The organism is Dactylococcopsis salina PCC 8305, from assembly GCF_000317615.1.
Classification (GTDB): Bacteria; Cyanobacteriota; Cyanobacteriia; order Cyanobacteriales; family Rubidibacteraceae; genus Halothece; species Halothece salina.
In genome coordinates this window covers 3525522-3552023 of record NC_019780.1, presented here as the reverse complement: position 1 = coordinate 3552023, position 26502 = coordinate 3525522, and the positions used below count along the sequence as shown (strand labels likewise).

24 protein-coding genes, 1 tRNA gene and 1 pseudogene are annotated in these 26502 nt (G+C 41.8%); 12 read left to right on the top strand and 14 right to left on the bottom strand.

Translation table 11 applies throughout. The features are described 5' to 3' along the window. Positions 1 to 70 precede the first annotated feature (70 nt). On the top strand, positions 71 to 1372 hold the full coding sequence (hemL, locus tag DACSA_RS16930) for a glutamate-1-semialdehyde 2,1-aminomutase (RefSeq protein ID WP_015230915.1): 1302 nt from the start codon (positions 71 to 73) through the stop codon (positions 1370 to 1372). A gap of 284 nt (positions 1373 to 1656) precedes the next feature. Here hemL and DACSA_RS22680 read toward each other — a convergent pair whose 3' ends face one another. Continuing rightward, a complete protein-coding gene (locus tag DACSA_RS22680; protein ID WP_269544615.1) occupies positions 1657 to 1791 on the bottom strand; it encodes a hypothetical protein in 135 nt (44 codons plus the stop codon). Between the two features lie 210 nt (positions 1792 to 2001). On the opposite strand from DACSA_RS22680, the gene DACSA_RS16925 reads away from it, so the two are divergent. From DACSA_RS16925 to DACSA_RS16905, 5 genes are all read left to right on the top strand, one after another. Beyond that, positions 2002 to 3171, top strand: a complete 1170-nt coding sequence (locus DACSA_RS16925; RefSeq protein WP_015230914.1) for a cysteine desulfurase family protein — start codon at positions 2002 to 2004, stop codon at positions 3169 to 3171. Between the two features lie 7 nt (positions 3172 to 3178). Next, entirely contained in the window at positions 3179 to 3937 is a 759-nt protein-coding gene (locus DACSA_RS16920) for a DUF1995 family protein (RefSeq protein ID WP_456297641.1), read from the top strand. 25 nt (positions 3938 to 3962) lie between these two features. Then, positions 3963 to 4415 carry an ABA4-like family protein gene (locus tag DACSA_RS16915; protein WP_015230912.1) on the top strand — a complete coding sequence of 151 codons (453 nt, stop codon included), beginning with the start codon at positions 3963 to 3965 and terminating at the stop codon, positions 4413 to 4415. Positions 4416 to 4428: 13 nt separating this feature from the next. Further along, the gene (locus tag DACSA_RS16910) at positions 4429 to 4842 is read left to right on the top strand and encodes a hypothetical protein (RefSeq protein ID WP_015230911.1); all 414 of its coding nucleotides are present in this window, start codon (positions 4429 to 4431) and stop codon (positions 4840 to 4842) included. Between the two features lie 139 nt (positions 4843 to 4981). After that, a complete protein-coding gene (locus tag DACSA_RS16905; RefSeq protein WP_015230910.1) occupies positions 4982 to 5746 on the top strand; it encodes a Uma2 family endonuclease in 765 nt (254 codons plus the stop codon). 12 nt (positions 5747 to 5758) lie between these two features. On the opposite strand, the gene DACSA_RS16900 is transcribed toward DACSA_RS16905, so the two are convergent. The 5 genes from DACSA_RS16900 to DACSA_RS16880 form a co-directional block, all read right to left on the bottom strand. Then, positions 5759 to 6127, bottom strand: coding sequence for a DUF948 domain-containing protein (locus DACSA_RS16900; RefSeq protein ID WP_015230909.1), 369 nt, complete (start codon positions 6125 to 6127; stop codon positions 5759 to 5761). 62 nt (positions 6128 to 6189) lie between these two features. Then, positions 6190 to 6447, bottom strand: a complete 258-nt coding sequence (locus DACSA_RS16895) for a DUF7219 family protein (RefSeq protein WP_015230908.1) — start codon at positions 6445 to 6447, stop codon at positions 6190 to 6192. Between the two features lie 67 nt (positions 6448 to 6514). Further along, the gene (locus tag DACSA_RS16890) at positions 6515 to 7420 is read right to left on the bottom strand and encodes a DMT family transporter (protein ID WP_015230907.1); all 906 of its coding nucleotides are present in this window, start codon (positions 7418 to 7420) and stop codon (positions 6515 to 6517) included. A 51-nt stretch (positions 7421 to 7471) separates the two neighbouring features. Further along, positions 7472 to 7777 (bottom strand): hypothetical protein, encoded by a 306-nt coding sequence (locus tag DACSA_RS19440; protein WP_071880338.1) that lies wholly within the window; start codon positions 7775 to 7777, stop codon positions 7472 to 7474. Between the two features lie 49 nt (positions 7778 to 7826). Further along, positions 7827 to 7910 (bottom strand) — tRNA-Leu (locus tag DACSA_RS16880). 158 nt (positions 7911 to 8068) lie between these two features. Here DACSA_RS16880 and DACSA_RS16875 point away from each other — a divergent pair. Beyond that, positions 8069 to 9088 (top strand): GntR family transcriptional regulator, encoded by a 1020-nt coding sequence (locus tag DACSA_RS16875; RefSeq protein WP_015230906.1) that lies wholly within the window; start codon positions 8069 to 8071, stop codon positions 9086 to 9088. Here the strand turns inward: DACSA_RS16875 and pth are convergent. The 4 genes from pth to DACSA_RS16855 all read right to left on the bottom strand — a co-directional run bounded on the left by pth (position 9085) and on the right by DACSA_RS16855 (position 13332). Further along, positions 9085 to 9657, bottom strand: a complete 573-nt coding sequence (pth, locus tag DACSA_RS16870) for an aminoacyl-tRNA hydrolase (RefSeq protein WP_015230905.1) — start codon at positions 9655 to 9657, stop codon at positions 9085 to 9087. The genes DACSA_RS16875 and pth overlap by 4 nt on opposite strands. A 133-nt stretch (positions 9658 to 9790) precedes the next feature. After that, positions 9791 to 11176 (bottom strand): protoporphyrinogen oxidase, encoded by a 1386-nt coding sequence (gene hemG / locus DACSA_RS16865; RefSeq protein ID WP_015230904.1) that lies wholly within the window; start codon positions 11174 to 11176, stop codon positions 9791 to 9793. A 30-nt stretch (positions 11177 to 11206) separates the two neighbouring features. Continuing rightward, a complete protein-coding gene (locus DACSA_RS16860) occupies positions 11207 to 11422 on the bottom strand; it encodes a DUF2811 domain-containing protein (RefSeq protein WP_015230903.1) in 216 nt (71 codons plus the stop codon). A 401-nt stretch (positions 11423 to 11823) separates the two neighbouring features. Beyond that, the gene (locus DACSA_RS16855; RefSeq protein WP_015230902.1) at positions 11824 to 13332 is read right to left on the bottom strand and encodes a cryptochrome/photolyase family protein; all 1509 of its coding nucleotides are present in this window, start codon (positions 13330 to 13332) and stop codon (positions 11824 to 11826) included. 590 nt (positions 13333 to 13922) lie between these two features. Here DACSA_RS16855 and DACSA_RS16850 point away from each other — a divergent pair. Continuing rightward, positions 13923 to 15410: a UDP-N-acetylmuramoyl-L-alanyl-D-glutamate--2,6-diaminopimelate ligase gene (locus tag DACSA_RS16850; RefSeq protein ID WP_015230901.1), complete on the top strand. Its 1488-nt coding sequence runs from the start codon at positions 13923 to 13925 to the stop codon at positions 15408 to 15410. 9 nt (positions 15411 to 15419) lie between these two features. Here DACSA_RS16850 and DACSA_RS21065 read toward each other — a convergent pair whose 3' ends face one another. From DACSA_RS21065 to DACSA_RS16840, 3 genes and pseudogenes are all read right to left on the bottom strand, one after another. Continuing rightward, positions 15420 to 15572 carry a hypothetical protein gene (locus DACSA_RS21065; protein WP_015230900.1) on the bottom strand — a complete coding sequence of 51 codons (153 nt, stop codon included), beginning with the start codon at positions 15570 to 15572 and terminating at the stop codon, positions 15420 to 15422. Between the two features lie 381 nt (positions 15573 to 15953). Then, positions 15954 to 16406 (bottom strand): annotated as a pseudogene (locus tag DACSA_RS16845) (hypothetical protein); the annotation flags it as partial. Between the two features lie 91 nt (positions 16407 to 16497). After that, positions 16498 to 18414 (bottom strand): ABC-F family ATP-binding cassette domain-containing protein, encoded by a 1917-nt coding sequence (locus DACSA_RS16840; RefSeq protein ID WP_015230898.1) that lies wholly within the window; start codon positions 18412 to 18414, stop codon positions 16498 to 16500. Positions 18415 to 18510: 96 nt separating this feature from the next. Between DACSA_RS16840 and DACSA_RS16835 the strand changes: the two genes are divergently transcribed. After that, positions 18511 to 19395: an alpha/beta fold hydrolase gene (locus DACSA_RS16835; RefSeq protein ID WP_015230897.1), complete on the top strand. Its 885-nt coding sequence runs from the start codon at positions 18511 to 18513 to the stop codon at positions 19393 to 19395. A 354-nt stretch (positions 19396 to 19749) separates the two neighbouring features. After that, positions 19750 to 19944, top strand: coding sequence for a hypothetical protein (locus DACSA_RS21060; protein ID WP_156800835.1), 195 nt, complete (start codon positions 19750 to 19752; stop codon positions 19942 to 19944). A gap of 429 nt (positions 19945 to 20373) precedes the next feature. Here DACSA_RS21060 and DACSA_RS16830 read toward each other — a convergent pair whose 3' ends face one another. Next, complete coding sequence (locus DACSA_RS16830; protein WP_015230896.1) at positions 20374 to 24651, bottom strand: helicase domain-containing protein; 4278 nt, start codon at positions 24649 to 24651, stop codon at positions 20374 to 20376. A 100-nt stretch (positions 24652 to 24751) separates the two neighbouring features. Between DACSA_RS16830 and DACSA_RS16825 the strand changes: the two genes are divergently transcribed. Together DACSA_RS16825 and DACSA_RS16820 are read left to right on the top strand one after the other, a co-directional pair. Next, the gene (locus DACSA_RS16825) at positions 24752 to 25162 is read left to right on the top strand and encodes a hypothetical protein (RefSeq protein WP_015230895.1); all 411 of its coding nucleotides are present in this window, start codon (positions 24752 to 24754) and stop codon (positions 25160 to 25162) included. A gap of 47 nt (positions 25163 to 25209) precedes the next feature. Further along, complete coding sequence (locus DACSA_RS16820; RefSeq protein ID WP_015230894.1) at positions 25210 to 26472, top strand: glutamate-5-semialdehyde dehydrogenase; 1263 nt, start codon at positions 25210 to 25212, stop codon at positions 26470 to 26472. The last annotated feature ends 30 nt before the right edge of the window (positions 26473 to 26502 follow it).

The following is a 26502-nucleotide window of genomic DNA, read 5'->3' as shown; positions in this document are numbered from 1 at the left end:
AGTCACCCGTCTCTGTGAGATGGTAATTTTGAACCTAAATTTTGAACAAAAACCAATTTGAGTTAAAGCTATGACTTCAGCAACCGCATTTAACACCACACAATCAGAAGAAATTTTTAGCAACGCCAAAGACTTGATGCCAGGTGGCGTAAGTTCTCCTGTTCGCGCCTTTAGTTCCGTCGGCGGTCAACCGATCGTTTTCGATAAAGTAGAAGGGTCTCATGTTTGGGATGTGGATGGTAACGAATATATTGATTATGTTGGCACTTGGGGACCCGCCATTTGTGGTCACGCTCACCCAGAAGTAATCAAAGCCCTTCACGAAACCTTAGACAAAGGAACAAGTTTTGGTGCGCCTTGTGTCCAAGAAAACGTCTTGGCGGAAATGGTCATTAACGCCGTTCCGAGCATTGAAATGGTGCGTTTTGTGAACTCAGGAACCGAGGCTTGTATGGCAACCTTGCGCCTAATGCGAGCTTATACGGGACGCGATAAAGTAATTAAATTCCAAGGTTGCTATCACGGAAGCGGTGATATGTTCCTCGTGCAAGCGGGTTCTGGCGTTGCGACATTAGGCTTACCCGACTCTCCAGGTGTTCCCAAAGCCGCCACCAGTAACACCCTCGCTGCCCCTTACAATGATTTAGAAGCAGTGAAGAAACTGTTTGAAGATAATCCTGGAGAAATTGCAGGAGTGATTTTAGAGCCTGTTGTGGGAAATTCTGGTTTTGTTCCTCCTGATGCTGGCTTTTTAGAAGGATTACGAGAAATTACTGCTGATAACGGTGCGTTACTGGTATTTGATGAAGTAATGACGGGTTTCCGCATTAGTTACGGTGGCGCACAAGAAAAATTTGGCGTAACCCCCGATTTAACCACACTCGGTAAAATCATCGGTGGTGGCTTGCCAGTGGGCGCTTATGGCGGTAAAAAAGAGATCATGGAAGTTGTCGCCCCAGCAGGTCCCATGTATCAAGCAGGAACACTATCAGGAAATCCTTTAGCGATGACTGCTGGCATTAAAACCCTAGAATTGTTACAGCGTCCAGGGGTTTACGAACAATTGGATCAAATGACGAAAAAACTAACCGATGGCTTAAAAGAGATTGCTCAAAAACATGGTCATGCGGTTTCTGTGGGACAGATTAGCGCCATGTTTGGGGTTTTCTTTACTGACCGTCCCGTTCATAGCTTTGAGGATGCAAAAACCTCAGATTTACAGAAGTTTGCTCGCTATCATCGGGGAATGTTAGAACGAGGAATTTATTTAGCCCCGTCTCAGTTTGAAGCAGGTTTCACCTCTTTAGCTCACACCGATGAGGATATTGACAAAACCTTAAAAGCAGCAGATGAGGTCATGGCTTCTCTATAGTATCGCTTAAACGTAGGTGGGGTGGGTTACTGGAAAAAGAATCCCCCCTAGCCCCCCCCAGGGCTGTTTCATTCTTTTAAAATTAAGGGAGGTAGGGAGATGGGGGAGACAAGGGAGACAAGGGAGATGGGGGAGATTTCAGGACTCTTTTTTCTTATGAAAAAGCCAAAAAGTAGGAAAAACGTCTCGATCGAACGTACCGTAAGAGGTTCAGGCGATCGCTTTCGATTTTAACACCGAGAATGGGTAGTAGCCAAAGCCTTTCTCCAAGCCATCTTCGGGCTTCAGTAACTGATTAAACTAGACATATTAGAAACCTTTCTAAAAATGCGCGATCGAGGCTTCGCATCGGTGCGCGGAGCGCGATCGAGCGACTGATTGATCAGCCCGAGGTCCGAAGGGCGGTCGCTTCGCGACATCGCGCTTTACTTTTATAATTTTACACCGAGAATGAAACAGCCCTGGGGGGTTAGGGGGGATTGATTGTAACTTGTAACTGATCGGTGTTGGGTTTCGCGTGGAGACGTTCCATGGAACGTCTCTACCCAACCTACTTTTTACTACTTTTTACAGACATTAAGATAGATATAAATCCGAACATCGGAATGATGTATTGTTCAAGCAGAAAAATGCAAATCTATCTCGATCACAGTGCGACCACTCCCCCTCATCCTGATGTTATTACTAAGGTGCAAACTGTTTTAAGCCAACAGTGGGGAAATCCCTCTAGTCTCCATAGTTGGGGAAATCGCGCCGCCACAGAAATCGAAATCGCACGGGGGGAAGTGGCTCAATTAATCAATGCAGCCACCCCAGAGACGATTCTGTTTACGTCTGGTGGCACGGAATCTGATAATCTTGCTTTATTGGGAGTCGTTGCTCAATATTCGTCTCCTCAACATCTGATTATTTCTAGTGTGGAACATTCCGCGATCGAGCAAACGGCAAAACGACTAGAAACTAGAGGCTGGGAAGTGACTCGTCTTCCTGTGGATACGAAAGGACGGATTCATCCCTGGGATTTAGAAACAGCGATCCAAAGTAATACTGTTTTGGTTTCCATTATCTATGGACAAAGCGAGGTGGGAACGTTACAACCCATTGCTGAATTAAGTAGAATTGCTCATCAAAAAGGGGTTTTATTCCATACTGATGCGGTACAAGTGACGGGAAAATTGCCGATCGATGTCCAACAGCTTCCAGTTGATTTCCTCTCGCTTTCTGGTCACAAGTTCTATGGAATGCAGGGGGCAGGTGCGTTGTATGTTCGATCGGGCATCGACCTGAAACCGTTATTGACGGGAGGCGGACAAGAGCGACAATTGCGATCGGGAACACAAGCTGTCGGCGCGATCGCGGGGTTAGGAGTCGCCGCGCAACTGGCGAAAGCAGAAATGACTACAGAAACCCCTCGTTTAGAGAAGTTACGGGAACAATTGTTTGATTTACTCGCCGATTGTCCTTATTTGATTCCCACGGGCGATCGGACGCAACGCCTCCCCCATCATGTCAGTTTTTGTGTCAAAACACCAGAAGAAACCATCACAGGGAAAACCCTAGTCCGTGAATTAAATTTAGCAGGAATCGGGATTAGTGCTGGGTCAGCTTGTGATAGTGGTAAACTCAAGCCTAGCCCAATTTTATCAGCAATGGGATATTCAGAAACCATGGCGTTAGCAGGAATTCGATTAACACTGGGACGCAGTACCACCGAAGCTGATATAAAATGGACAGCAATGGTTTTGAAACAAGTGTTACAACGATTAATAAAAGCATCCAATTTGGTTTTAACAACATAAATAAATGATGGAGTTTCCTAATACGTTAGAAAGCGCGATCGCGCAAGCAAAACAATCAACTGTCGCCGCACTCGAAGCGGGATTAACTCGCTTACAGGTAGAATTAAAAGTTCCTGAAATTGCGTTAAAAGCCGAATCTATTGCCAAAGAATTTACGGATTTATTTGCTGATGATTATGGTTCAGGATTAAAAGTATTATTTCCTGATAGTGGCGCGGCAGCTTTAGCAAGAAGAAATTGGTCAGATGTGGAGTTTAATGTTAATGATTTAGGCAGCCGCAACACACCGATCGAGAAAAAAGTTGCGGAGGAAGATCAAATTTTCTTGGTCGTTTCTCCTTCAGCAGTGGAAGTGCAAAAAGTCGAAAAACTCTGTAATCTTGCTGGCGATCGCCCCGTTATTTTGCTAATTCCGCAACTAGAAGATGTTGCCACGGTTGGCATTGGTTACGCCGCCCGTCAACTGCGAGAGCGTTTTTTAAGCACCTTAGAAAGTTGTTTTTATCTACAACCTCTTGATGAAGCCGCTTTACTTAAACGTTATCCTTCTGGTTGGCAACTTTGGATCGAAAAAGGAGAAAATCAATATGAATTTTTCTGTGAAGAAGTAGAAAAACCCGTCGGAGATGACCTCGATCGTCTCTTAAGAAAAGCAGCAGGAGAAGATGTTTCAGAAGAAGAAACCCCCGTTTTTGCTAAAAAGTCTTACAAAAAGCAAGGAATTTTTAGTAACTTACAACGCTTCTTAAAAGCACTCAGTCAGTAATCATTAACCCAACATAACAAAAAAAATGAATCTCAATCTCGTCTTTAACATTGCCAACTTATTCGTCTTACCCTTTTGGACATTAATTATTTTTCTTCCCAATTGGGGATTTACTAAAAAAGTAATGTCCTCTTTCCTCCCCTTTATCGTATTAGTAGGATTTTATGTTTTCTTCTTTACGAATACCTTAAACGCAGAATCAGGCGCCGCTTTATCTAACCCTGATCTGCCAACAATTACCAAACTCTTTTCCGAAGAAAGTGCCGCCGCTACGGGTTGGGCGCATTTTTTAGTTATGGATTTATTTGTGGGAACATGGGTTTATTGGCAAGGACAAGAAAAAGGCATTTTTACTGTCCATTCTATTATTTTATGTCTGTTTGCTGGCCCCATTGGTTTACTATCTCACATTATTACCGCTAGAATTACAGAACGATTTTTTAAGCCCTCAGAAACCACCGAAGCGCCTTCAAGTTAACGGATGATTGATTATGAATGATCCCCTACGTCGGTTTAAATCTCAACCCTGGAAACCCCTTTCTCTGATTGCGTTAACAACTGTCGCCATTGTTAGCGCGATCGACTATTTATTAATTTTTTTACTCGCTAATTCTGAACCGTTTCGATCGAGCATTTCCTTTTTATTTTCCCCACCTTTAGGAATGTTAATTCCCTTAGCCGTTGCTGGCGGTATTGGCATTTTAGGGGTTTATATCTGTGATCAATTCCGTTCACAAGTGTTTTTAAATGCTGGTAGTTTGTGGGCGCTAGTGCTGTGTTTAGTGATTGCTTTAGCCTTAACGGGTTTGCTTCCTTTACCGAGTTTTCTAGTCCAATTTTCCTATCCCGCCTTACTCGGAATTATGGTGGGAGTATTTTGGAAAGGTCGTCGTTATTGGCGTTAAAATGATTTTCCTAATTGGGGATAATCGTCATTATTATACCATTTTCAACAATTCAGGTAACAGTCGATCCCCCCAAACCCCCCTTATTAAGGGGGGCTTAATCGATCATTTTATGGCAATTAACAGGAGAATAAAAGTTATGATTTCTACAACCGAATCGATCGCACTACCGACTCAAGATCAACTCCCTTGTGATGATGGTATTCCTATGGAAACTCAACGACATAAAATGCAAATGGATTTATTAATTCATGCTTTATATCCATGGATCGAAAAACAAGATCAGGGATACATTGGCGGTAATATGTTTATTTATTACAGTGCAGTACAACTGAAAAATGAAGATTTCAAAGGACCTGATTTTTTTGCCGTGTTAGATGTTCCAAAAGTGGAACGAAAAAGTTGGGTCGTTTGGGAAGAAGGGAAAACTCCTGATGTAATTGTAGAATTACTTTCCGAAAGTACCGCCAGATATGATAAAACCACAAAAAAAGATGTTTATCAAGACCAAATGCGTATTCCCGAATACTTTTGGTATGATCCCTTTAATCCCGAAGATTTTGCTGGTTTTCGCTTGAATGGAAGAATGTATCAACCTTTAACCTGGGAAGAAAAAGGCTATTTTTGCCAAGGATTACAACTCTATTTAACTCGATGGACGGGTGATTATGAAGGAGTAACAACCACTTGGTTGAGATGGGCTGATCTTGAGGGGAATGTGTTGCCAACTAGAGGAGAAATCGCACTCGCAGCGCAAGCAGAAGCCCAACAAGCGCAAGCAGAAGCCCAACAAGCGCAAGCAGAAGCCCAACAAGCGCGAACAGAAGCCCAACAAGCACAAGCGGAAAAAAGCAGATTAGAAGCGAAACTTCGTGCGATGGGGATTGATCCTGATGCTGACTAGGAAAATGGGAAACTAGGCTCGATCGCGCCAGGTTTTCCAAGCCACTTTAATCCCTGTAATCACCCCACGAGTCTGTTTTTTTACCCCTTGCGCTTGATTTTTTGCCGTCGTCACGCCTCGATCGAACTGTTGAATCACTTTCGTTGCACTTTTCACGCTACCATTAACATCATTAGTGAGTTCCGTTACTTCCTCTCCAGTCAGACGAAGGGACTTTAAAATTGCAGGTAACTCTTGCTGTAGCATATCCAAAATTTTTTCTGCACTACGCGCCACCCTTGCTAACTCCAAAAAGACAGGAAACGCCGCCACTAACACGGCGGTTAAACTAATCGCAACGAGAAACAAGGACAACGCCAGCCAAAATATAGGATCACTCATAACTTATCTTTTCAATTCTCTTAAATCGTGTCTTGCTCTTAATAAGAATTGTAATCTGTCAATCATTCAGGGCCATCTGATTCCTCACTAATCCCTAAACCTTCCCGTGAAGAATCCAACTGTTGCCATAATTCTTTAATTTGCTGATATGCTTCATTACTGGTAATTTTGCCGCCAGTTTCCAAATTACAGATATAATTCACCCGTTGAGCAAACTCCTGTAAATTAGCATTAAAAACGATGTTTTCTGGTTTCGCCTCCCCATGATAAGAATAATGGGGATAGAGAAAATCATCTTTACTGGGGTTAGATTCTGGCATAGTATTAACGACTCCGCAATTGATTCGATCTTCACCTCTAGCCTATATGACAAATGCCAAAAGATGATCAACGAGGGCGAAGTTGAGGAAACTGTACAAACATCACCCCCGCCGTTACCACCAATAAACCGATTATATCTGCCAGTTGTGGGGTATCCCCAAAAGCCACCCAAGCCATCGCCATGGTTACTGGTGGGCCGAGATAAAATAAACTGGCGACGCGGGTAGCATCAAGACGAGAAAGGAGTTTCCACATTAAACCGTAGGAAGCAAGAGAAACACCGAGAATTAACCAGCTTAAAGTTGCTATCAGTGCTAAATTCCACTGAATCTCTAATTTTTCTATACTAACCGCAGGTAAAGTAAGGATTAAAACAGTGGCAAAACTTTGATAAAACAAGGTTTCGGCAACAGAAAGACGAGGATAATTCTGGGATGAAGTTTCTCGTCGCCTTTGTAGTAAACTGGCGATCGTAATTGCGATTACCGAACCAAAGGGGATAAAATAACCAAAGAATGAGGCTTCGTCATTAACCTGAATACGAGTTCCCACCGCGATCGCAACGCCTAGAAATCCCGTAATTAATCCTAACCATTGCCATCGACTGGCTTGTTCTCCCACCACTAACCCAGAAAAAGCACCAGTAGCAAGGGGTTGTAACGCCACAACCAGAGCAACAATTCCCGCTGGAACATTTTGTTCTAAGGCAAGTAAAGCACAACTGAGCCACACCCCATGAGCTAAAACTCCCACTAAAGAGGTGTGAAGAATCGTTTTTAAGGGTTGTCGGGCTAACTGTTTGGTGAGAAGTAGATAGGCGAATAAAACTAGCGTCAGTGCGCCATAACGCCAAAATAATAAGGTAAATGTTCCTGTGTAAGGTAAACCATACTCAGCACCAATAAAGCCAGAATTCCAAAGTAAAACAAACAAGGCAGCGAGGCTAAAGTTAGAATAAATAAGATTCTGCATGATTGAGATTCGATCGAGATTGTGCTGTTCTTCTGCAGATAATTCCCGAAATCAGGGAGAAGTGGCTGCGATCGCGCTTTCTGTAAATTCTTCATATTCCTCATTCGCATCTAACTGACGCTGTAAAATCTCCACAGTGGGTTTCATCAACTGACGGGAAGGGCGTTTCTGTGCTTGTTTTAAACTGCTTTCATGCTGTTCGAGGATGCTTAAAAACGCAGCAGGAGAGGAAAACAACCGCTTTTTTAATAGTTTCAAAACAAGCTCAGTTGTATAGCGTTCGGTTTCATTTTGTGACCCCTTCCGTCGCTGTTTCCCATCGTTTACAAGGTTTTCATTTAAGGAAAATTCAGCCAAATCTAAGCCAATGTTGTCGTAGCCCGTTTTGGGAATTTTCTGAAACTGATGGGGGTGGAGAGACTTGAACTCTCACGACCTTTACGGTCAACGGATTTTAAGTCCGCAGCGTCTACCATTCCGCCACACCCCCGAAAAAAGGGAAAACAATTTCACCAAGAATATTTATTTCCTCAGCTTTTCCATTAAAGCACGACAATTAAGATTATGCAAGTCTTAAAACCAAAAATTCTGGAAATCACTTAAACTAGGATTAGAATTGAAAGCGCGATCGAGGGAGTAATTGAGCAGATGGTTAAATTTCACATCAAACTGGACAGCGAAATTCCCGCCTCCAAACAGCTTTTTGATCAAATTCAATTTGCGATCGCCTCCCGACAGTATCCCCCAGGTCATCGTCTTCCGAGTACCCGACAACTGGCGATGATGACAGGATTACATCGCAACACCATCAGCAAAGTCTATCGCCAACTGGAAGAAACTGGATTAGTCGAATCTCTCGCTGGTTCTGGGATTTATGTGAAGGCCCAAGGTCACGAAGCGGGAAACCGACACCTCTCTCAGCCAGTTGCTTCTGAAGCTGATGATTTCCCCGAAAAGACAGAACAAGCGGTGCAAAATGGGATTAATGAACTGCTCAGTTTAGGTTATTCCTTACCGCAAATACGAGAGATTTTTCTCTCCGAAATTAACTGGCGATTACAATGTAGCGCTCAAGTTTTGGTAAGTGTTCCCGAAAGCGATTTCGGTGCGGGACAATTAATTCTACAAGACCTCGAACCGACGTTAGGCGTTCCTACTCAATTAGTGCTAATTGAACAACTGGCGGAAGTGTTAGAAGAGACAGACTCGGCAACGATCGTCACTAGCCGTTATTTTATCAAAGATGTGGAAGCGATCGCCGCTCCCAAATCAGTGCGCGTCATTCCTGTTGATATTTATAACTATGCGGAGGAAATTAAAATTATTACTCAACTTAAAGCCAACACCTGTTTAGGGATTGTCAGCCTCAGTTCTGGATTTTTGGATGCCGCCGAACGGATTATTCATAGTTTACGGGGAGACGAACTACTGGTAATGAGCGCCCAAACCACTGATTTTCCCAGACTGAAAGCGTTAGTTCGCACCGCACAAACCATTGTCTGCGATCAAGGTAGTTATTCCCAAGTCAAACGCACGGTTCAGGAAATTTCAGATGATCTGATTCGATTGCCACAAGTGATCTGTAGCGATAATTATATCAGTGCTGAGTCGATTCGTCTGCTACGACAAGAATTAGGATTAGGAAAATCTGAAAGCACAAGTTCTTAGTTATACAGATTCATGGCTTTCTCGAAACCATCACTTAACACTGTTTCCAACACTTTTGGCGCAATGGCTAACGCTTCTTTAATATAAGGCTGTTCATCAGGAGAAAACTTCCCTAAAACATGGCTGATTGTATCCTTAACTGTATCGGTTTTTTTAATCCCAATGCGAAGTCGAGGAAATTGCTGCGTTCCTAAATGAGCAATAATTGATTTGATACCATTATGTCCTCCAGCCGATCCAGAAAGGCGCAAACGTAGTTTTCCCACTGGTAGATCAAGATCATCATAGATAATTAAAACTGATTCAGGAGCGATTTTATACCAATCACACACCGATCGAACGGCTTGTCCAGAATGATTCATGTAAGTGGTTGGCTTCAACAATCTTATTTTTCCGAGGTTAGGGACAAATCCCTCACTGTAATTTCCCTTAAAACGATTATTTTCTCGCCATTCTAGTCCCCAATCTTTGGCGATCGCATCGACCACCTCAAACCCGATATTATGGCGAGTTTTATCATATTTATCTCCTGGGTTTCCTAAACCCACAATTAATTTAATCTCTGACATTCTGATTGATTTTTGATAACTGGTTACTGATTGGTGTTGGGTTTCGTGTGGAGACGTTCCATGGAACGTCTCTACCCAACCTACGGTTTGTCTGATTAGTGTTGGGTTTCGTCTTCTCCACCCAACCTACGGTTTATCTAAGAATCTGGGCTGCTGTTTCTTCCCCGCGCCGCACACAATCTCCTAACGCAACGCCATCAAGATAGTTGCTGGATAAAAATAGCCCCGAAAACGGTTTCAAACTCTCTTTAATTCTCGCGATTCGATCGAGATGTCCAAGGGTATATTGAGGAATCGCTTGCGACCATAAATGAACCGCTAGGGGTTTCGGTGTCGTATTCGGTTTAACTATGGTTTTCTGTAAGTCTTGATGGACTTGTTGAACAATCTCTTCTTCACTGAGTTGAGCAATTTCAGGATCAGTTGCGCCGCCGATAAAATTAGTCAGAATCTGCCAACCTTGAGGAGTACGTCCAGAAAACAAAGTAGAAGACCAAATTGTTCCTAAAGTACGGACTCCTTCACTACGCGGATTGAGATTACCAAACCCGTCTAATGGCACACTGAAGGCTTCATCGGGATACGCGAGAACCACACAAGCCACTGGCGGATAATCAATTTCTCTCAGCGCTTGACTCGCTTCTGGGGATAAGTCTTGTAAAATTGGAGCGTTAACATAAGCAGGAGTCGTGAGGATGATTTGCTGCGCTTCCACGTTTTGTTCTCCTTCTGGGGTGGAAAAAGTGGCAATGTAGCCCGCTTCTGAAGTCTGGGAAATCTGTTTTAGTTCCCAATTGAATTTTACCGCCTCTCCTAATTTACGGGCGATCGAGCTTGGTAATTGCTGTAACCCTTCTCGAAATGATCCTAATTCTCCCGATCGCGTTTTGGGAATCTCTGAATTAACCTCAGTGGTTGCCTTTTTTTTCTTGCCACGAGATAAAATTGCCCCAGCAACCAATCCGCCTCCCACATCCGCCAATTGCGTCACTCGTGCAAAAGCTGCCGAAGCGCTCAAGTTTGCCACATCTCCAGCATACACCCCAGAAACAAAAGGACTCACCAATCGCTGCGCCACTTCCGAGCCTAAATGACGGGTGAAAAATTCCGCCACTGTTTCTTCTTCAGTCGCCACCTTTGGGGGAACAAACCCGATCGCACCCGTTAACGCTCGCAGTTTCCCCAATGGACTCAGTAGTTGCGATTTTACCGCCGCTGGGGGACTCATGGGAACAGGAAGTAGTTTCCCCTGCCAATAAACATAACGGGGAAGCGTCGGATCGGCAAATACGAACTCATCTTTTAACCCCACATCTACCGCCAGTTTTAGCAATTCTGGGGTCGGGGAAAAGCTATTGGGTCCTTCTTCCCAGAGGAAACCCCCACTGGCTTTGCTGGTAATGTTTCCCCCTGCTCGATCGTTCTTTTCGGCTACCATCACCTCATGTTGTTGCTCATGTAACCGATAAGCAGTGGTCAAACCACTAATTCCTGCTCCGACAATTAAAGTCTCTACCATCTTCCCCGTTTCCTAACTTACAGAACCATTTTACTGAAATAACGTTTCGAGATAAACCTGAGCGCAACTGCGATAAGTCTTCGCACTCTGTTCCACCTTATTTTGGCTATTTTGCAACAGAAACAGCGATAGAGCCGCCGCCAATACACGATCTTGATTCCATGTGGGATGTTCATCGAGATAGCGTTGTAAGGAGTCGTGAAGCTCTTGGGGAATTTCTGTCGAAAGGTTAACGTTCGTTCTCACAGCGACTTTACCCTCCAATAAATGAGTTACCAATCCAAGCGCGTTGGTTGTTTTAGATTTACGCTTAGTCGCTCCATTGTCGTCTAAGAGGGGGGCATTTTGTCAATGCTGAGAAATGTTACAGATTTCTGGGCTTGATCTCAACCTAAACGGAGTAATAAGGCTTTGAATCTCTTTTTTGTTACATTACTTCATCTAAACTCAGTACATACGGATTTTTGATCGAGAAAACCCGCTTGGAGATTTAAATCTGTTCTACCCTTGATTCTCTCGTCACTAACTGTGGAAAACTAGGGGGGAAACTGTGGAAAACTTCCCAAAAAGCTGTGGAAAAACTGGGGAATAGTCAGTGGAAAACAAAGGTTAAAGATAAGAATTGCAAATTTAACGTTAAGTTAAGATTAAGGACAATGTTGATCTCGCCAATTGTCCGCTAACCCCTGTATTTGCGCCAATTCATCAGCATCAATTTTCCGCAAATTTGCCAAAACTAAATTCATGCGTCCTAAAGACTGAAGTCGATCGCGCTGACGAGCGATAAAATCCCAGTAGAAAAAGTTAAATGGACAAGCATCACCCTGCGATCGATGCTTGGGATTATAACAACAATCGGCACAATAATCACTCATTTTGTTAACATAATTCGCAGAAGAGGCATAAGGTTTAGAAGCAAACACGCCACCATCAGCAAATTGTCCCATTCCGATAACATTAGTTTCCATTACCCAATCATACGCATCAATAAAAGCAGCATGAAACCAGTCTTTTAATTCCTGTGGAGAAACCCCAACAATCAGAGCAAAATTACTCAAAATCATCAGCCGTTGAATATGATGAGCATAACCCGTATTTTCCACTTGTTGTAAAACTTGCTTTAAACAATTGAGATCAGTTTCACGACTATCCCAGAAAAAATGCGGTAAGGGTTGGGTATGATTAAACCAATTTCCCTGACCATAATCAACATCAACCCAATGATAAATTCCATGTAAAAATTCTCGCCATCCTAAAACCTGTCGAATCAATCCCTCGACACTATTTAAAGGTAAATCTTGCTTGTAGTAAGCATTTTCTACCGCCTTAATTACCTCCAAAGGATGTAATAAACCCAGATTAATATAAGGAGAAATTAAAGAATGCCAAAGCGTATTTTCTCCAGTCACCATCGCATCTTGATAAGTGCCAAAATTGGGTAAATTGGTTTCGATAAAATGGGAAAGAACGTTTTTTGCGTCTTCTCTAGTTACTCCCCAATTAAAATTATCAATCTCGCCATAAGTGGGGAAAGATAGAGACTTTACGGTTTCTATAACTTCAGTCGTAATTGAGTCTGGGGGGAAATTTAGAGGTGAGGGAGGATTTAAATTTTTCTTCGGAGGTTTGCGGTTTTCTTGATCATAATTCCATTTTCCCCCGATGGGTTTATTGTCTTCTACTAAAACTTTAAACCGCTTTCTTCCCTCTCGATAAAAGTCTTCTAATAAAATCCGTTTACGGTTAGTTGTCCACTGTTGAAACGCTTCTGTTGACCATAAAAAATGGTTGTCTGGAAAAAGAACAATTTCACAAGCAAGGTCTAAGTTTTTGATAAAATTAGAGACCGATCGATCATTGGGAGTCATCACCCGTAACTCAGTGATTTGATTTTCCTTCACCCATGCTTTTAAGGGAGTCAAAAAATCCGTTGCTGTTTCATAATTCACCTTCCAGCCTTCCTCTTTTAGAGTTTCTGAAAAGTGACGCATCGCCGACCAAACTAAGACTAATTTTTGTTGATGATACCGTCGTTGTTTGGCGTATTCCTGAGACTCAATGAGAATAACGTTTGTTTTTTCTTTCTGATTTTCACAACTTTTTACGGCGCTTTGATCTAAAGAAAGCTGTGTTCCTAAAACCCAAATTCCAATCATTGATAATTCCCCGAATATTTCACCTTAAAAAACTATCCGCTCTCATCTGGGAGTGCTTTCACACTTGAAGACGAGAGCGGTCTAGCGGGTCACATCTGATTGAAACCTGACTGCCGAGAGGAACTCGTACAGCTAGTTATTCCTCACAGGGAGGAGTCAACTGACTATTTGAGAACAGCCCCGGCACACAGCCGGCATTTTTCAATCAGGTGACCCATAGGTTTATCACTTATACTCATGGGCATCACCTCCTTTCTCCCTAAACGGTTATTTAATTAACAACCTTTCATTAGAATAACACAGGTTTTCAGGATTGACTACTTGATATCATAGAAAGTGTTTTGATGATCAATAAAATTCTGAGTAAACCGTCTCTTACCACGTATTAATTCTTATGAAATTAACGGGCGCGATCGCGCGTGATTCTGTTTTTATTAACTCTAGTTGCGATCGCTGGCAACTATTTTAACCTTCCTCTATTTTTTCGCGTTGATCTCCGATTCGGGACGATCCTTTTCCTCCAGCTACATTGATGGCACAATTGAAAACAACTTATCAAAAAACTGTTGCTGCCATAACAAAATAACAAAATGAAATTACGTGAATTACTCGATCCTCTTTCCATCCTGTGTTCTCATCCTACTTTCTTGGAGGAAACTGTCACTGGAATCACTACTAATTCCCATAAATGTCAGCCTGGAAATGTTTTTATTGGTCTTCCGGGAACAAGGGTTGATGGTGGGGATTTTTGGCGCAGCGCGATCGAAGCGGGTGCAATAGCTGCTATTATCAGTACAGAAGCGGCGAAACGTTATCCGCCTTCTGATGAGGTTTGTGTGCTTCCTGTGGAGAATATCGTCGAGGTTTGCGCTCAAATCGGAGCGAAGTTTTATGATTATCCTTCACAAAAGCTGGATTTAGTCGGGGTGACAGGAACAAACGGGAAAACGACGACGACTCACCTGATTGAGTTTTTTCTGTCTCAACAATCTCCGACGACAGCGCTGTTTGGGACGCTTTACGCGCGTTGGCAAGGATATCATCAAGTGGCGACTCATACCACTCCGTTTGCGATCGAGCTTCAGGAACAATTAGCGGCAGCGGAACAAGCTGGTAATCAATATGGGGTGTTAGAAGTGAGTTCCCATGCTTTGGCGCAAGGACGAGTGAAAGGCTGTGCATTTGAGGTGTCTGTGTTCACGAATTTAACCCAAGATCATCTGGATTTCCATCCCACAATGGAGGATTATTTTCAAGCGAAAGCCTTGTTATTCCGTCCTGAATATCTAAAAAACCGCGCTGTGATTAATCAAGATGATCTCTATGGCAAACGGTTGCTTGCAGAACTGACTTTTGAGCAGGTTTGGCGTTATAGTATCACGGATAGCAGTGCGGATTTATACACGGAAAATTTGCGTTATGAAGCCAATGGGGTACAAGGGACCTTAAAAACACCTCAAGGGGAAATTGAGTTTCGATCGCCCTTGGTGGGAGAGTTTAATTTATCGAATCTGTTGGCAGCCGTGGGCGCGGCGTTACATTTGGGTGTGGATTTAAGCACGATCGCCCAGTGTTTACCGCAGTTCTCAGGGGTTCCTGGACGGATGGAACGAGTGGAAATTGATCCGAAACAGGAAATTAGTGTGATTGTTGACTATGCCCATACTCCTGATAGTTTAGAGAATTTATTAACCGCAGCCCGTCCTTTTATTGCAGGAAGGATGATTTGTGTGTTTGGATGTGGAGGGGATCGCGATCGCAGCAAACGCCCGATGATGGGGAAAATTGCGGGGCAGCTGGCTGATGTGGCGGTTGTTACTTCCGATAATCCACGCACGGAAGACCCGCAGCAGATTATTGATGATATATTAGGGGGAATGACAGAAGGGGTGAAGCCGATTGTTGAGCGCGATCGAGCCGTTGCGATTGCAGAAGCGATCAAAATGGCGCGATCGGGGGACGGGGTTTTAATTGCGGGAAAAGGTCACGAAGACTATCAAATTTTAGGCACAGAAAAAATCCATTTTGACGATCGCGAACAAGCCAGAAACGCCCTTTTATCAAATTTTACTAACTAAGTTTGAAAACTACTGGTAACTGGTCACTGATTGATGTTGGGTTTCGGGTAGAGACGTTCCATAACGGGTAGAGACGTTCCATAACGGGTAGAGACGTTCCATAACGGGTAGAGACGTTCCATAACGGGTAGAGACGTTCCATAACGGGTAGAGACGTTCCATGGAACGTCTCTACCCAACCTACTTTGTCTTTCGTCCTTCGTCCTTTGTTTTCCAATGACCAATGACCAATGACCAATGATTGGTGTTGGGTTTCGTTACCTCCACCCAACCTACATTTTTGTTCTTTGTTTTCCAATGACCAATGACCAATGATTGGTGTTGGGTTTCGTTACCTCCACCGAACCTACTGGTCATTGTTCCCCCAAAATTGGGGGCTAGGGGGCTACTAACTAAGTGATAAGATCACAAGTAGGTTGGGTGAAGCGAAGCGAAACCCAACACTAACTAAGTTCAAAGTTGGGGGCTAGGGGGCTACTAACTAAGTGATAAGATCACAAGTAGGTTGGGTGAAGCGAAGCGAAACCCAACACTAATTAGTCATTAGTCATTCGAGGGATTTTCCCTCAATTTGGCGACTTCTTCAACAGAAAGTGCGGTGAGTTCAGCAACTCGATCGATTTCCATTCCCTGAATGAGGAGGTTTCGGGCGATATTGCGTTGTGCGCGCTGTTCACCCCGTTGTTCCGCCTCTTCTAAACGTTGCGTGTAAACAGTTGATAATTGCATGAGAAATTCCCTCTCTTCAATTTCTAAAGTTTCCTGTTCTTGCCTTCTTACTTCTAAAATAGCAATCATGTTGGACACAATCTCAAGAATATCATCTCGAAACCTGTCATTTTTCGGCAGGGTTTGCAACTCCTCAATTAAAGAAGTTTTCTCTCGTCTAGAACGACGCTTAAGCGCGGCTTCTATATCCAGGGATTTCTGCAAACATTTACGCACTTCATCGACATTAATCGGATTGCGGTAAGGTTCGATGATAGCAGGGGCTACATCTATAATCTTGCTTCAGCGCAAGGGCGAAAGGAAAGGCGATGTTGTGCTGTGGCGATCGCGCGCGATCGAGCGTCTCCGTATTATTTTATCACTCCATTTCTGCTAATTCTAACCAGCGATCGGTTGCTTCTTCAATCTGTTGTTCTAAAGTTGCCACCTGTTCTGAGATTTTTTGTAAGTCACTATATTTCTGAGAAGATGTTTCATAAAGTGTCTTTTCTAATTCCGCTTTTTCGGTTTCCAATTGTGGAATTTTCGTCTCTAATTTTTCCAACTCTTTTCGTTCCCAATTAGAAAGTCGGCGCGTTTTATTTGATGATGTTTTTTTCGCTTTTCCGTTCGTCTCCGCTTTCGTTTTTTGTGGTTTGGGAGCGGTCTTTTCTTGTGCTGCTTCTTCCGCTTCTTTATAGTCTAAATAAGTGGAATAATTCCCAGGATAAAACTTGATTTCTCCTCCTTCAGAAAAAGCAAAAATTTGTTTAACAGTTCGGTCTAAAAAATATCGATCGTGGGATACAGTAATGACACAACCATTAAATTCTTCCAAATAATCTTCTAAAATACTTAGCGTTTGTACATCTAAATCATTCGTTGGTTCATCCAGAATTAAAACATTAGGCGCACTCATCAAAACTTTGAGTAGAAATAAACGTCGTTTTTCACCGCCAGAAAGTTTATGTAAGGGGAGATATTGTTGATTAGGAGGGAATAAAAATCGCTCCAACATTTGTGAAGCGGTGATTAATGTTCCGTCTCCTGTTTTGACATATTCTGCTACATCTTTGAGATATTCAATCACTCTTTGTTCTTCATTTTTTGCTTTGAGAAGATTTTCAGAATGTTGGTCAAAATAACCAATATGAACCGTTGCACCAATTTCTACTTTCCCCAAATCGGGTTCTAGTCTTCCCGTTACAATATCCATTAGGGTTGATTTTCCCGCCCCATTTTCGCCAATAATTCCGATGCGATCGTTGGGACTAAATTCGTAGGTAAAGTTTTGAATTAAAACTCGATCGTTATAAGACTTACTAACATTTTCTGCTTCAATTACTTTCTTACCAATACGACGGCTAGGGGTAGAAATTTCTACATTACCTTTTGCTTCTTTGAACTCTTGATTTTGCAGTTCATCAATTGCTTGAATCCGTGCTTTCTGTTTTGTTCCTCTGGCTTTTGGCCCTTGTTTTAACCAAGCTAATTCTCGTCTTAAAACACTTTTATATTTTTGCAAACTACTGGCTTCTGCTGCTTCAATTTCTGCCTTTTTTTCGAGATAATAAGAGTAGTTCCCACTGTAGGAATACAAATCAGCGCGATCGATTTCTAAAATCCGATCGGTGACTCGATCCAAAAAATATCGATCGTGAGTGACTAACAATAACGCACCACGAAAGTTTTTTAAATAATCTTGTAACCATTCCACCGAATCCGCATCCAAATGGTTGGTTGGTTCATCCATTAATAACGCATCTGGTTCTGATAATAAAGCCGCCGTCAAAGCGACTCGTTTTCTTTCTCCACCCGACAAATTTTTCACCGCAGCTTGATGATTCGGTAAGCCAAGTTTATCTAAAATAATTTTAGCTTTGGTGTCTAAATCCCATGTTCCCATCGCGTCCATTTTTTGGGTGACAGTAGAAAAGCGAGATAAAAGTTGATTATTATTGGGATCAGTGGCGAGTTTTTCCGAAAGGGTTTCATATTCTTTAATCAGTTCTACTTGTTCACCACTACTGGCTAAAACTTGCTCTAAAATGGTATTATTTTCATCAACTTCTGGCTGTTGGGGAAGATACACCGATCGAACGTTCTGATTAACTTTAAATTCTCCCGCATCGATCGGTTCTAAACCAGCTAACATTTTAAGTAAGGTTGATTTTCCTGATCCATTTGTTCCAATTAATCCGACTTTTTCCGTTTCATCAATGCTAAAGGTTGCGTCGCGGAGAATCTCTTTAATGCCAAAGTCTTTTTTAACTGATTTGAGAGTAAAAATAGACATATTTTATAACTCGTTATTGGTAATTGATTGTTGCTAACCCCATCACCGATTTTAGATATGATGGAAAAAAATTAACAATCCGTTATAAAGACAATTATGACTCAATCTCTCACTCCCACCACTGCTTTAACTCGCTATACTTGGCAATGGCAAGGCTACAACACCGTTTATACAGTACAGGGAAAAGGATTACCATTACTGTTAATTCATGGTTTTGGCGCATCGATCGGGCATTGGCGAAAAAACATCCCTATCTTAGCCGATGCGGGTTATCAAGTCTTCGCCGTCGATTTGTTAGGATTTGGTGGCTCAGACAAACCTGCTTTAGACTATAGCGTTGAATTATGGCAACAGCAACTCTATGATTTTTGGCAAGCTCACATCAATCAACCAACTGTCTTTGTTGGCAACTCGATCGGCGGGCTACTCGCACTAATGATGATAACAGACTATCCAGAAATCAGCGCGGGAGGAGTCTTAATCAATAGCGCAGGGGGATTAAATCATCGCCCTGAAGAGTTACAGTTTCCTCTCAATGTCGTCATGGGAACATTTACTAAACTCGTGAGTACCCCTAAAATCGGTGAATTTGTCTTTAACCAAGTGCGGAGTAAATCTCGCATTCGGAACACCTTAAAACAAGTTTACCGCGATCGCGCCGCCATTACCGACGAATTAGTCGATTTACTTTACCAACCTTCCTGTGATCTTGGCGCACAAAAAGTATTTGCATCCGTTTTAACCGCCCCTCCCGGACCGAAACCAGAAGACTTATTACCGCAGCGGAAATGTCCTCTACTTATTTTATGGGGAGAAGATGATCCTTGGACACCCATCAAAGGGGCGAAAATTTATCAAAACCTCAGCGAAAATCAATCAGAGGTAGAATTTCATCCCATTCCCAAAGCCGGACATTGTCCCCATGATGAAAAACCAGAATCCGTCAACAACTTCATCATCTCTTGGTTAAACAACCATTAATCAGCATTGGTCAATCACCAATCCCAAGTAGGTTGGGTAGAGACGTTCCATGGAACGTCTCTACGCGAAACCCAACACTGAACCTGATCTTAGATCAAAAGTAGGCCCTTGTGGAGCTACCGCGAAACCCAACACCAATTAGTCATTAGTCATTGGGAAAACTGATCTCTTTATGCTTCATGGTGTGGCGGTTGGGGATGATTTTTGATTCAACCTCAAATCGGTTTGCATACCACATTTTCTCAATTCCACCCACTGGTTTTTCTTATGTTTGCTGTTTAATTATCTTGGAAAATCTCATGCTCGATCGACGCTTGTCAATACGGGGAGGGGGGATATAGAAAACGAATTTCCTTGCTTTCAGGGGCTTTTTCTAAAATTGGCAACACTTCCCATTGTCTAAGAATACTTTATCAGGAAACTCGATCGAGCGCAACCCCTGAAAAAAAATTCGCCCTTTTCTTGCTTCTCTTGATTGGTTATTGGTTATTTGTTATTTGTTATTTGGTATTTGGTATTGGCAAAAAAGGTATCGTGGAATGGGAATGATGTTTAATTCAACTTAAAAGCTGCTTGCATACCACATTTCTAGATTTTTGCCCACAGTTAATGATTTTTTTTTCGTCAGCTTAATCTAACTTAATGTTCATTTCGACCCCTAACCAAAGAAGAGGAAATCGCAAGCAACCAACGAAACCATAAGAGTTTGATAGCAATAATTTTAAAATTGGCACTACTTCCCATCATGGTACGGTTATTTTATAACGTGATACGTCATTTGGCAAGAGCAGCGTCCTGGAATGGCGAAAATTCGTTAAATGTTAAGAATAATGTAGCAAAGCAATAAATAACAATTAATCGTCAAAAAAACCTAACAACATCTCTCCCCATCTCCACCCTAGCGAGTTGATTTCATTCATAAGGAAACAACCCTACTTTCAAAGGGGTTAGGGGGAATTTTCCCCATAAGAAAGACTTCTAAAAACTAATCTGTATTCTATCATTAATTCCCTGAATCCGAAGCTCTAACTGACACCCTCCTTGAGGATAAATCACACGACCTGCAAAACTTCCAGAAGGAGAAATAAACGATAACCCTTCATTTCCTTGAGACTTCAAAATCATATCTCCCACCATCACCTGATGAGTTAAACCATCAACACGAAACGTTTGTTCGCTTAATTCATCTGTAATTAAAACTTGCTTGGCTTTTTCCATAATTTTGATACTTAAATGACGCACTCGTAACTGGAGTATCCCTTGCGAAGGAGAGGTAACTTTTGTATTGGGAGGAAGTTTCAAAGAAGGTTTTTGCTTTTTCTGGGATGACAATTCTTCCTTAACTAATTGCGGTGGTGTAAGATTAACCTTTCGAGGATCAATTTGCCAACTTTTCGCACGACGATTAAACTCTTTTTCTAGATTTTTAGCTTGATCTTTTTCTCCTTGTTTTTGCAAATAAAGCGCTTGTTTCTTCTTCACAGCAAGCCAACGCTGACGAGCAAAATTTCGTAACTTCGACGGATTTTGAGTAAAGACATAATTTTGATAATACTGTAGTGACTCCCCAAAAGAGCCAATTTTTTCTAAAACAACACCCCAGTGATAATAGGGAAAATCGGTTTCTGAAGGATTCGGAATAACTGATTGTTTGAATAAACTTTCTAGACGTTGGCGTTGTTGGAAGCTGAGAATTTCGGGAGTAAGTTTCGAGTCAGCGAGACGAGTAATTAGTGAAAAATAACTTTTATTTGAGTCTTTGATGATTTCAGAAAGATAAGTTTCCATCATTACAATCATTTCTTCCCAATGTTGGAAGTAGAGATAGTAAGTGATTAAAAATAAGATCAGTTTCGGATCAGGATTAGTAACTTGTTGAAAACTGTTTTCTACTTTCTCCTTATAGTTTAAGTAAGCATAACTGCGTAACGCCAACGAATAATTCCCGTTAGCTTCTAAAACAGGGGCGACATAAATTAACCATTCTTGCTGAAACGGTTTATTCGCTTTTTCCCACTCTCTGACAATCTCTTGATTTGCTCCTAATCTTACCAAATATTCTAAGCCTTTTGGCATTCCTAAACTATAGGCTTTAGCGCGGTAGTATTGCGGTTGACTGGTTTCGTTTGCTGTTTCCCAACAAATAGTCGCTTGTTGATAGTTTTCAATTTTGAAGTAACATTCACCTGCATTTTTGAGGAAGGAAGTTTTGTGAATTTTTCTGCCAATGGTTTCTAAAACTTGAGCGTAGTTTTGCCAAGATAATTTTGTTGTTTGATCACTCTCGGTTTGCAGAATCTCACTAATTTGTTCGTTATATCTTTTTAAGACAGTTTGCCATTGTGGCGTTTGGATGGTTTGCTCAAGTTGTTGGCTGTCTTCAGTTTTAAAATAAGATAAAATAAATTGGGTCAATTTTTCTAATTGGGAAATCTGATCTGCTTCTGTCGTAGTTTCCTCTTGCGCCATGTAGGCAATTAAGGGATAATTATCTTCAAGTTTAAGCCGAGTTGTTTCGCTAACTTGGACGACATTTTGTTTGATATCTTGGGCGAGTTTTCTTAATTCTTCCCAAGCCATTCCTTGCCAAAAACAATCCCAAGCTGCTTCAGGATTAGGCTGTTTTAAGAAACAGTTTCCAGCTGCGATCAGTTTCCCTTCTAGTTTGAGCGCTTCTCCTTGACAATAGGTTGCTTTTGCTTCTTCTTGGAGTCGTTTATATGCTTGTTGCGCTCGCCACAGTAGATCAGGATTATTCTGTTTTAATCCTTCTTTCGTAAAGGTTTCTGCTAACTGTCTCGGATCATCTTTTCCTAAGTTTTCTGGTGAGTTTCCCCACTGAATATAGTTGATTTTATTGAGCCATTTTTCTGAGTTTTCTAAAGTGGATTGCATTAAGTTTTCGATCGCGCTGAGATCAGTTGCATATTGCCATAAGTTTTCTTCTCCTTTGGCTGTATCAACGATTAAAAGTTGTTCGGTGGCGCGACTAACTGCGACATAAAGTTTGTTCAGGAAATACTTGATTTCTTCTGAAGCATAATCAGGATTTTGAAATAAATTATTGGGGCTACAATCGCCAAATTTATAGAGGATTACTTGTTCAAATTCTAATCCTTTCGCTGCGATCGCGCTTAACATATTCCAGGGTTGACTTTCGTTTTCATTCCCTAAAAACAATTCATTTAGTAAGTCATCATTTCGCACATAATCTTGTTCTCCCGCTTCATCACAAGGCAAAATAATCAACGCATTTTCTAAATAAGTTTTAGCAATATCTGGCGCGATATTTGTTCCTAAAATAAACTTCTGAGGAGCGCGATCGCCGATTTTTCTCGCGGTTTGCGGTTCAATTTCTTGCCATTCAAATAAATGTTTGCGCCATAACTGAATCAAATTATTTACGCCAACAATTGCAGGAAAAGAGCGATAATTACACACTAATTCCTGAAAATTCATCTCTAAATTCAGATTTCCTGTCGGCGATAAAACCGTCAAAACTTCATTATAAAACGTTGCTTTCAAACTCGCCCAACGAAACCCTGTCGGATTTAAAGTTTGCAGCGGATCACCCGCAAACGCAAAGGGTAAACTGGGAACATATTCATGTTCTAAATCATATTGAGAAAATACCGATAGGCGCATGATCAATTGTAATTCTAAACGAGTAAAATCTTGAGCTTCATCGCAGAAAATCGCTGTATAATCAGGGGAATAATATTGATGATGTAATACCCAACGAATTAAGTCTTGATCATCCCATAATCCTGTGGCTTGAGTGTGTTTATAATACCAATACCAAACTTGATTATAAATCTCAGCAAATTCTTGATCACTGACGGCTTTTTCTTTATTGGGAATTTCCTGATAGTCTTCAACGGTTAAATAGTTTTCTCGCTCGTCTAAATGATACCCTTTGATAAATGTCCGAATCACTAACCAACATTTTTCGGGAGAATACTTTTGTAAATGTCGCTGGATTAAAAGCTGACGGAATTGATGAAAAGAAATGTATCGATCGAGCGGAAATTTCTCTTTGTCTTCGGGAGGGAGTAAACGATGGAGAAACTGACGAAAGGTTTGGAAAAACGGATTAATTTTGCTACGAGGATTAGCAATGGTTTCCTGTTCGTTAAAACGGTGATGATATTTCAGGAGGGTGGTAATTTGTGCTTTCGCCACTTCCAGTAAACGCTCATTATAAGCCAGAAACAAAGGATGCGGTTTGCTTGCTGTTTCCGCTTCTGGATTTAGCAAAAAGTGTCGATAACAATAGTCGGAAAAGATATGAAATAATAGAGTTGATTTACCGCTTCCCGCTTGACCATTGAGGAATAAAGGGAGAGAGGGAGAAGCAGTGGAAACTGAATGTAAAATCGCTTCTTCTTCTGCGGATAAAGCAAGGTTGGTGTCTGCTTCATCTTCGATCGACAACCAAGATTCTTCCGCAATAATTAACTCGCTAGGATACGATCGTTGCGCCCAATTCGTCAAATGATCTAACGATAACTGTTGCTTAAAATTGAGTTGATGATGATTGAGGAGATAAGTAATTTCGGAATCAGTCGGGCGCTGGAAAAAAGGACAAATTAAAAATAAAATCTCTCGTGGCGACTCATCTTGAGTAATCAAATGTGCCGACAAAAGAAAATGCTTTCCTTCCCCATAAAGTCTCACTCCCCACTGTGAATATAAATCCCCTGGTGGCTCATAAGAATCAACTAAATCCAAAATTAATTGATGATATTGTTCCCAGTGTTGGCGAATGATGTTAGTCTGGAACTGTTGCACCCAAATTGAGGTTTCATAAATCAGTAATCGATCGGGGTCAATTTTCCAATTCGGGGGATGTAACCACCCTCTTAAATGAGGCGGTAACGAGGGAGAATTACTATTTTTTTCGGGTGCTTTCTGTTGTTTAAGCCACTGTTTTAAGCGAGTTTTTTCTACTTCTTCCGACCAAGATTGATGGGCATAATTTTCTCGATCGCGCAAAAATTCCTCATAAGCTCGATCGCCGCGTCGAAACAGAGTTAACCAACACAAAATATTTTTTCGATCAACGCGATAAATGCGAGCAATCAGCCGTAAATTTCCCTCTTTCCGTTTCAGAAAAGGATAAATCCGTTCAAAGCGAGATTGTACTTCCTCTACAGACATTTGCGCCAATTGTTCACAAAGGCGATCAAAATGTTCATAGAGGCTATTTTGTGCTTTCAGTTTTTGTTCAAACCAATCCGTTCGATAAATGAACATAAATTAACCTGATTCTTAGCTAAAGACACGGCGATCAGTCTGCTCTAACCATTACAATAAAAAATTAAACAGAAATTGCACTCTCTATAGTAAAGGTATCGTGTCAGGACACAAAGGTTGGAAAATTGACCTCGACTCAGAGTATCCTTGTCCTTGTCGTCGAGAAGGATGTCTCAAACCGATCATGCTCACCGAGGCATTCGGATGCGATCGATGCCAACAGATTTTTGTCACGAAAAATCATGATCAGGAACTGGAACAACTCAGTGGCGCTTATCCCTACAAACGTGCCTGGTTTTGGAATGGTCAGCGCTGGATTGCCATTCATTCTCGCTGGGGAGAAATTTATTTACCACTCACCTTGGGAATAATTGTCGTGCTTTTAGTGGTGTGGCTACCATTGACCTTACAATCTTCTTTCGAGGTAACTATTTTATTTTGGGCTTTACTTGCTTTATTATTAGCATTATTACCCGCCTTCATGGTGTGGTTAGCCTACTGGCGACGTTAAACAATTGTGTTACCAATGAACAACAATCACAATTTAAGCCTCCATTGATGAAACATGATGAGTCCGATGAAAACCGAAACTTGATTGAGACAGTGGTTAAACAGTCTCATCAAGCCAGTGAGAAGTTAGCGATTACTCAAGGTAGCCAACGTTCTGACGCATTGGAAGCCATGGCAAATGCACTGCGAGAGGCTTTTGATGAGATTTTAGAAGCGAATACCCTCGACTTGGAAACTTGTCGGGAAATGGCAATTCCGCCGTTGATTTTAGAATGGTTGAAATTAACTCCACAACGCTTAGAAATTGCGATAAAAATTTTAGAACGTCTCGGCACGATCGCTGATCCGATTCAAAAAGTGAGTCATGCTCCTTATCCCCTTGATCCTGCTCAAACTTATTGTCAACGGATGCCACTGGGTGTGATCACTTTAATTTATGAGGCATTTCCCGAATTAAGCGCGATCGCCGCGGGATTATGTGTCAAAACTGGCAATAGTCTCGTCTTACGGGGAGGAAGCGAAGCCAGCCACTCCAACGAAGCGATCGTCAACGCCTTAAATTTTGCCCTAGAAGAGACGAAACTCCCTCAACATACCCTGCAACTCCTACCCTGCGATCAAGGGTGTTCTGTGCTAGATTTAGTGAGACAAGAACCTTACACCAAATTAGTTATTCCCTATGGTCGTCCTAGTTTAGTTCAACAGACGGCTCGTAGCGCTAATGTTCCTATTTTACGCACTGCGATCGGGAATTGTTATTTATACTGGTCAACCAGTGGCAGCGCTGAGAAAGTAAAATCGGTAATTGTTGATAGTCATGCCAGTGAACCTGATCCCGTCAATGCCATTGAGAAAGTCTTGATCAATCGCAACATCAAAGCCTCAATCTTGATTAATCTCTTTCATGGCTTACAGGAAAAAGGCTTTACCCTACGGGGAGAAGCCAGCATTGTGGAAGAATATGGACAATATTTAAATCCAGTTCAAGATCAAGAATGGTCTGAAAGCTACATCGACAAAATTGTTGCCTTTCGTTGGGTAGATGATATCGGAAGCGCGATCGCTTGGATTAACCGTCACAGTAGTGGTCACGCTGACTGCATCATTAGTCAATCTTATCGCGAAACTCGTCAGTTTGCTCAAACGGTTGACAGTGCTTTAGTTTATATCAATGCTTCCCCTCGTTTCTTCCGTTACGCAGCGAACGGAGATAGCATCTTTTTAGGAGTTTCTAATCAAAAGGGATACCGACGGGGATTAATTGGGTTGGAGAGTTTAACCACATTTAAACAAGTGGTACAAGGTCAATAAAAACCGCGATCGATAGTTTATAGTAATGAT

What these genes read in the sequence shown, in the direction of transcription:
- hemL (WP_015230915.1), top strand. Translation starts at nt 71, where the DNA reads ATGACTTCAGCAACCGCATTTAACACCACACAATCAGAAGAAATTTTT.
- DACSA_RS22680 (WP_269544615.1), bottom strand. Translation starts at nt 1,791, where the DNA reads ATGTCGCGAAGCGACCGCCCTTCGGACCTCGGGCTGATCAATCAGTCG.
- DACSA_RS16925 (WP_015230914.1), top strand. Translation starts at nt 2,002, where the DNA reads ATGCAAATCTATCTCGATCACAGTGCGACCACTCCCCCTCATCCTGAT.
- DACSA_RS16920 (WP_456297641.1), top strand. Translation starts at nt 3,179, where the DNA reads ATGGAGTTTCCTAATACGTTAGAAAGCGCGATCGCGCAAGCAAAACAA.
- DACSA_RS16915 (WP_015230912.1), top strand. Translation starts at nt 3,963, where the DNA reads ATGAATCTCAATCTCGTCTTTAACATTGCCAACTTATTCGTCTTACCC.
- DACSA_RS16910 (WP_015230911.1), top strand. Translation starts at nt 4,429, where the DNA reads ATGAATGATCCCCTACGTCGGTTTAAATCTCAACCCTGGAAACCCCTT.
- DACSA_RS16905 (WP_015230910.1), top strand. Translation starts at nt 4,982, where the DNA reads ATGATTTCTACAACCGAATCGATCGCACTACCGACTCAAGATCAACTC.
- DACSA_RS16900 (WP_015230909.1), bottom strand. Translation starts at nt 6,127, where the DNA reads ATGAGTGATCCTATATTTTGGCTGGCGTTGTCCTTGTTTCTCGTTGCG.
- DACSA_RS16895 (WP_015230908.1), bottom strand. Translation starts at nt 6,447, where the DNA reads ATGCCAGAATCTAACCCCAGTAAAGATGATTTTCTCTATCCCCATTAT.
- DACSA_RS16890 (WP_015230907.1), bottom strand. Translation starts at nt 7,420, where the DNA reads ATGCAGAATCTTATTTATTCTAACTTTAGCCTCGCTGCCTTGTTTGTT.
- DACSA_RS16875 (WP_015230906.1), top strand. Translation starts at nt 8,069, where the DNA reads ATGGTTAAATTTCACATCAAACTGGACAGCGAAATTCCCGCCTCCAAA.
- pth (WP_015230905.1), bottom strand. Translation starts at nt 9,657, where the DNA reads ATGTCAGAGATTAAATTAATTGTGGGTTTAGGAAACCCAGGAGATAAA.
- hemG (WP_015230904.1), bottom strand. Translation starts at nt 11,176, where the DNA reads ATGGTAGAGACTTTAATTGTCGGAGCAGGAATTAGTGGTTTGACCACT.
- DACSA_RS16855 (WP_015230902.1), bottom strand. Translation starts at nt 13,332, where the DNA reads ATGATTGGAATTTGGGTTTTAGGAACACAGCTTTCTTTAGATCAAAGC.
- DACSA_RS16850 (WP_015230901.1), top strand. Translation starts at nt 13,923, where the DNA reads ATGAAATTACGTGAATTACTCGATCCTCTTTCCATCCTGTGTTCTCAT.
- DACSA_RS21065 (WP_015230900.1), bottom strand. Translation starts at nt 15,572, where the DNA reads ATGGAACGTCTCTACCCGTTATGGAACGTCTCTACCCGTTATGGAACG.
- DACSA_RS16840 (WP_015230898.1), bottom strand. Translation starts at nt 18,414, where the DNA reads ATGTCTATTTTTACTCTCAAATCAGTTAAAAAAGACTTTGGCATTAAA.
- DACSA_RS16835 (WP_015230897.1), top strand. Translation starts at nt 18,511, where the DNA reads ATGACTCAATCTCTCACTCCCACCACTGCTTTAACTCGCTATACTTGG.
- DACSA_RS16830 (WP_015230896.1), bottom strand. Translation starts at nt 24,651, where the DNA reads ATGTTCATTTATCGAACGGATTGGTTTGAACAAAAACTGAAAGCACAA.
- DACSA_RS16820 (WP_015230894.1), top strand. Translation starts at nt 25,210, where the DNA reads ATGAAACATGATGAGTCCGATGAAAACCGAAACTTGATTGAGACAGTG.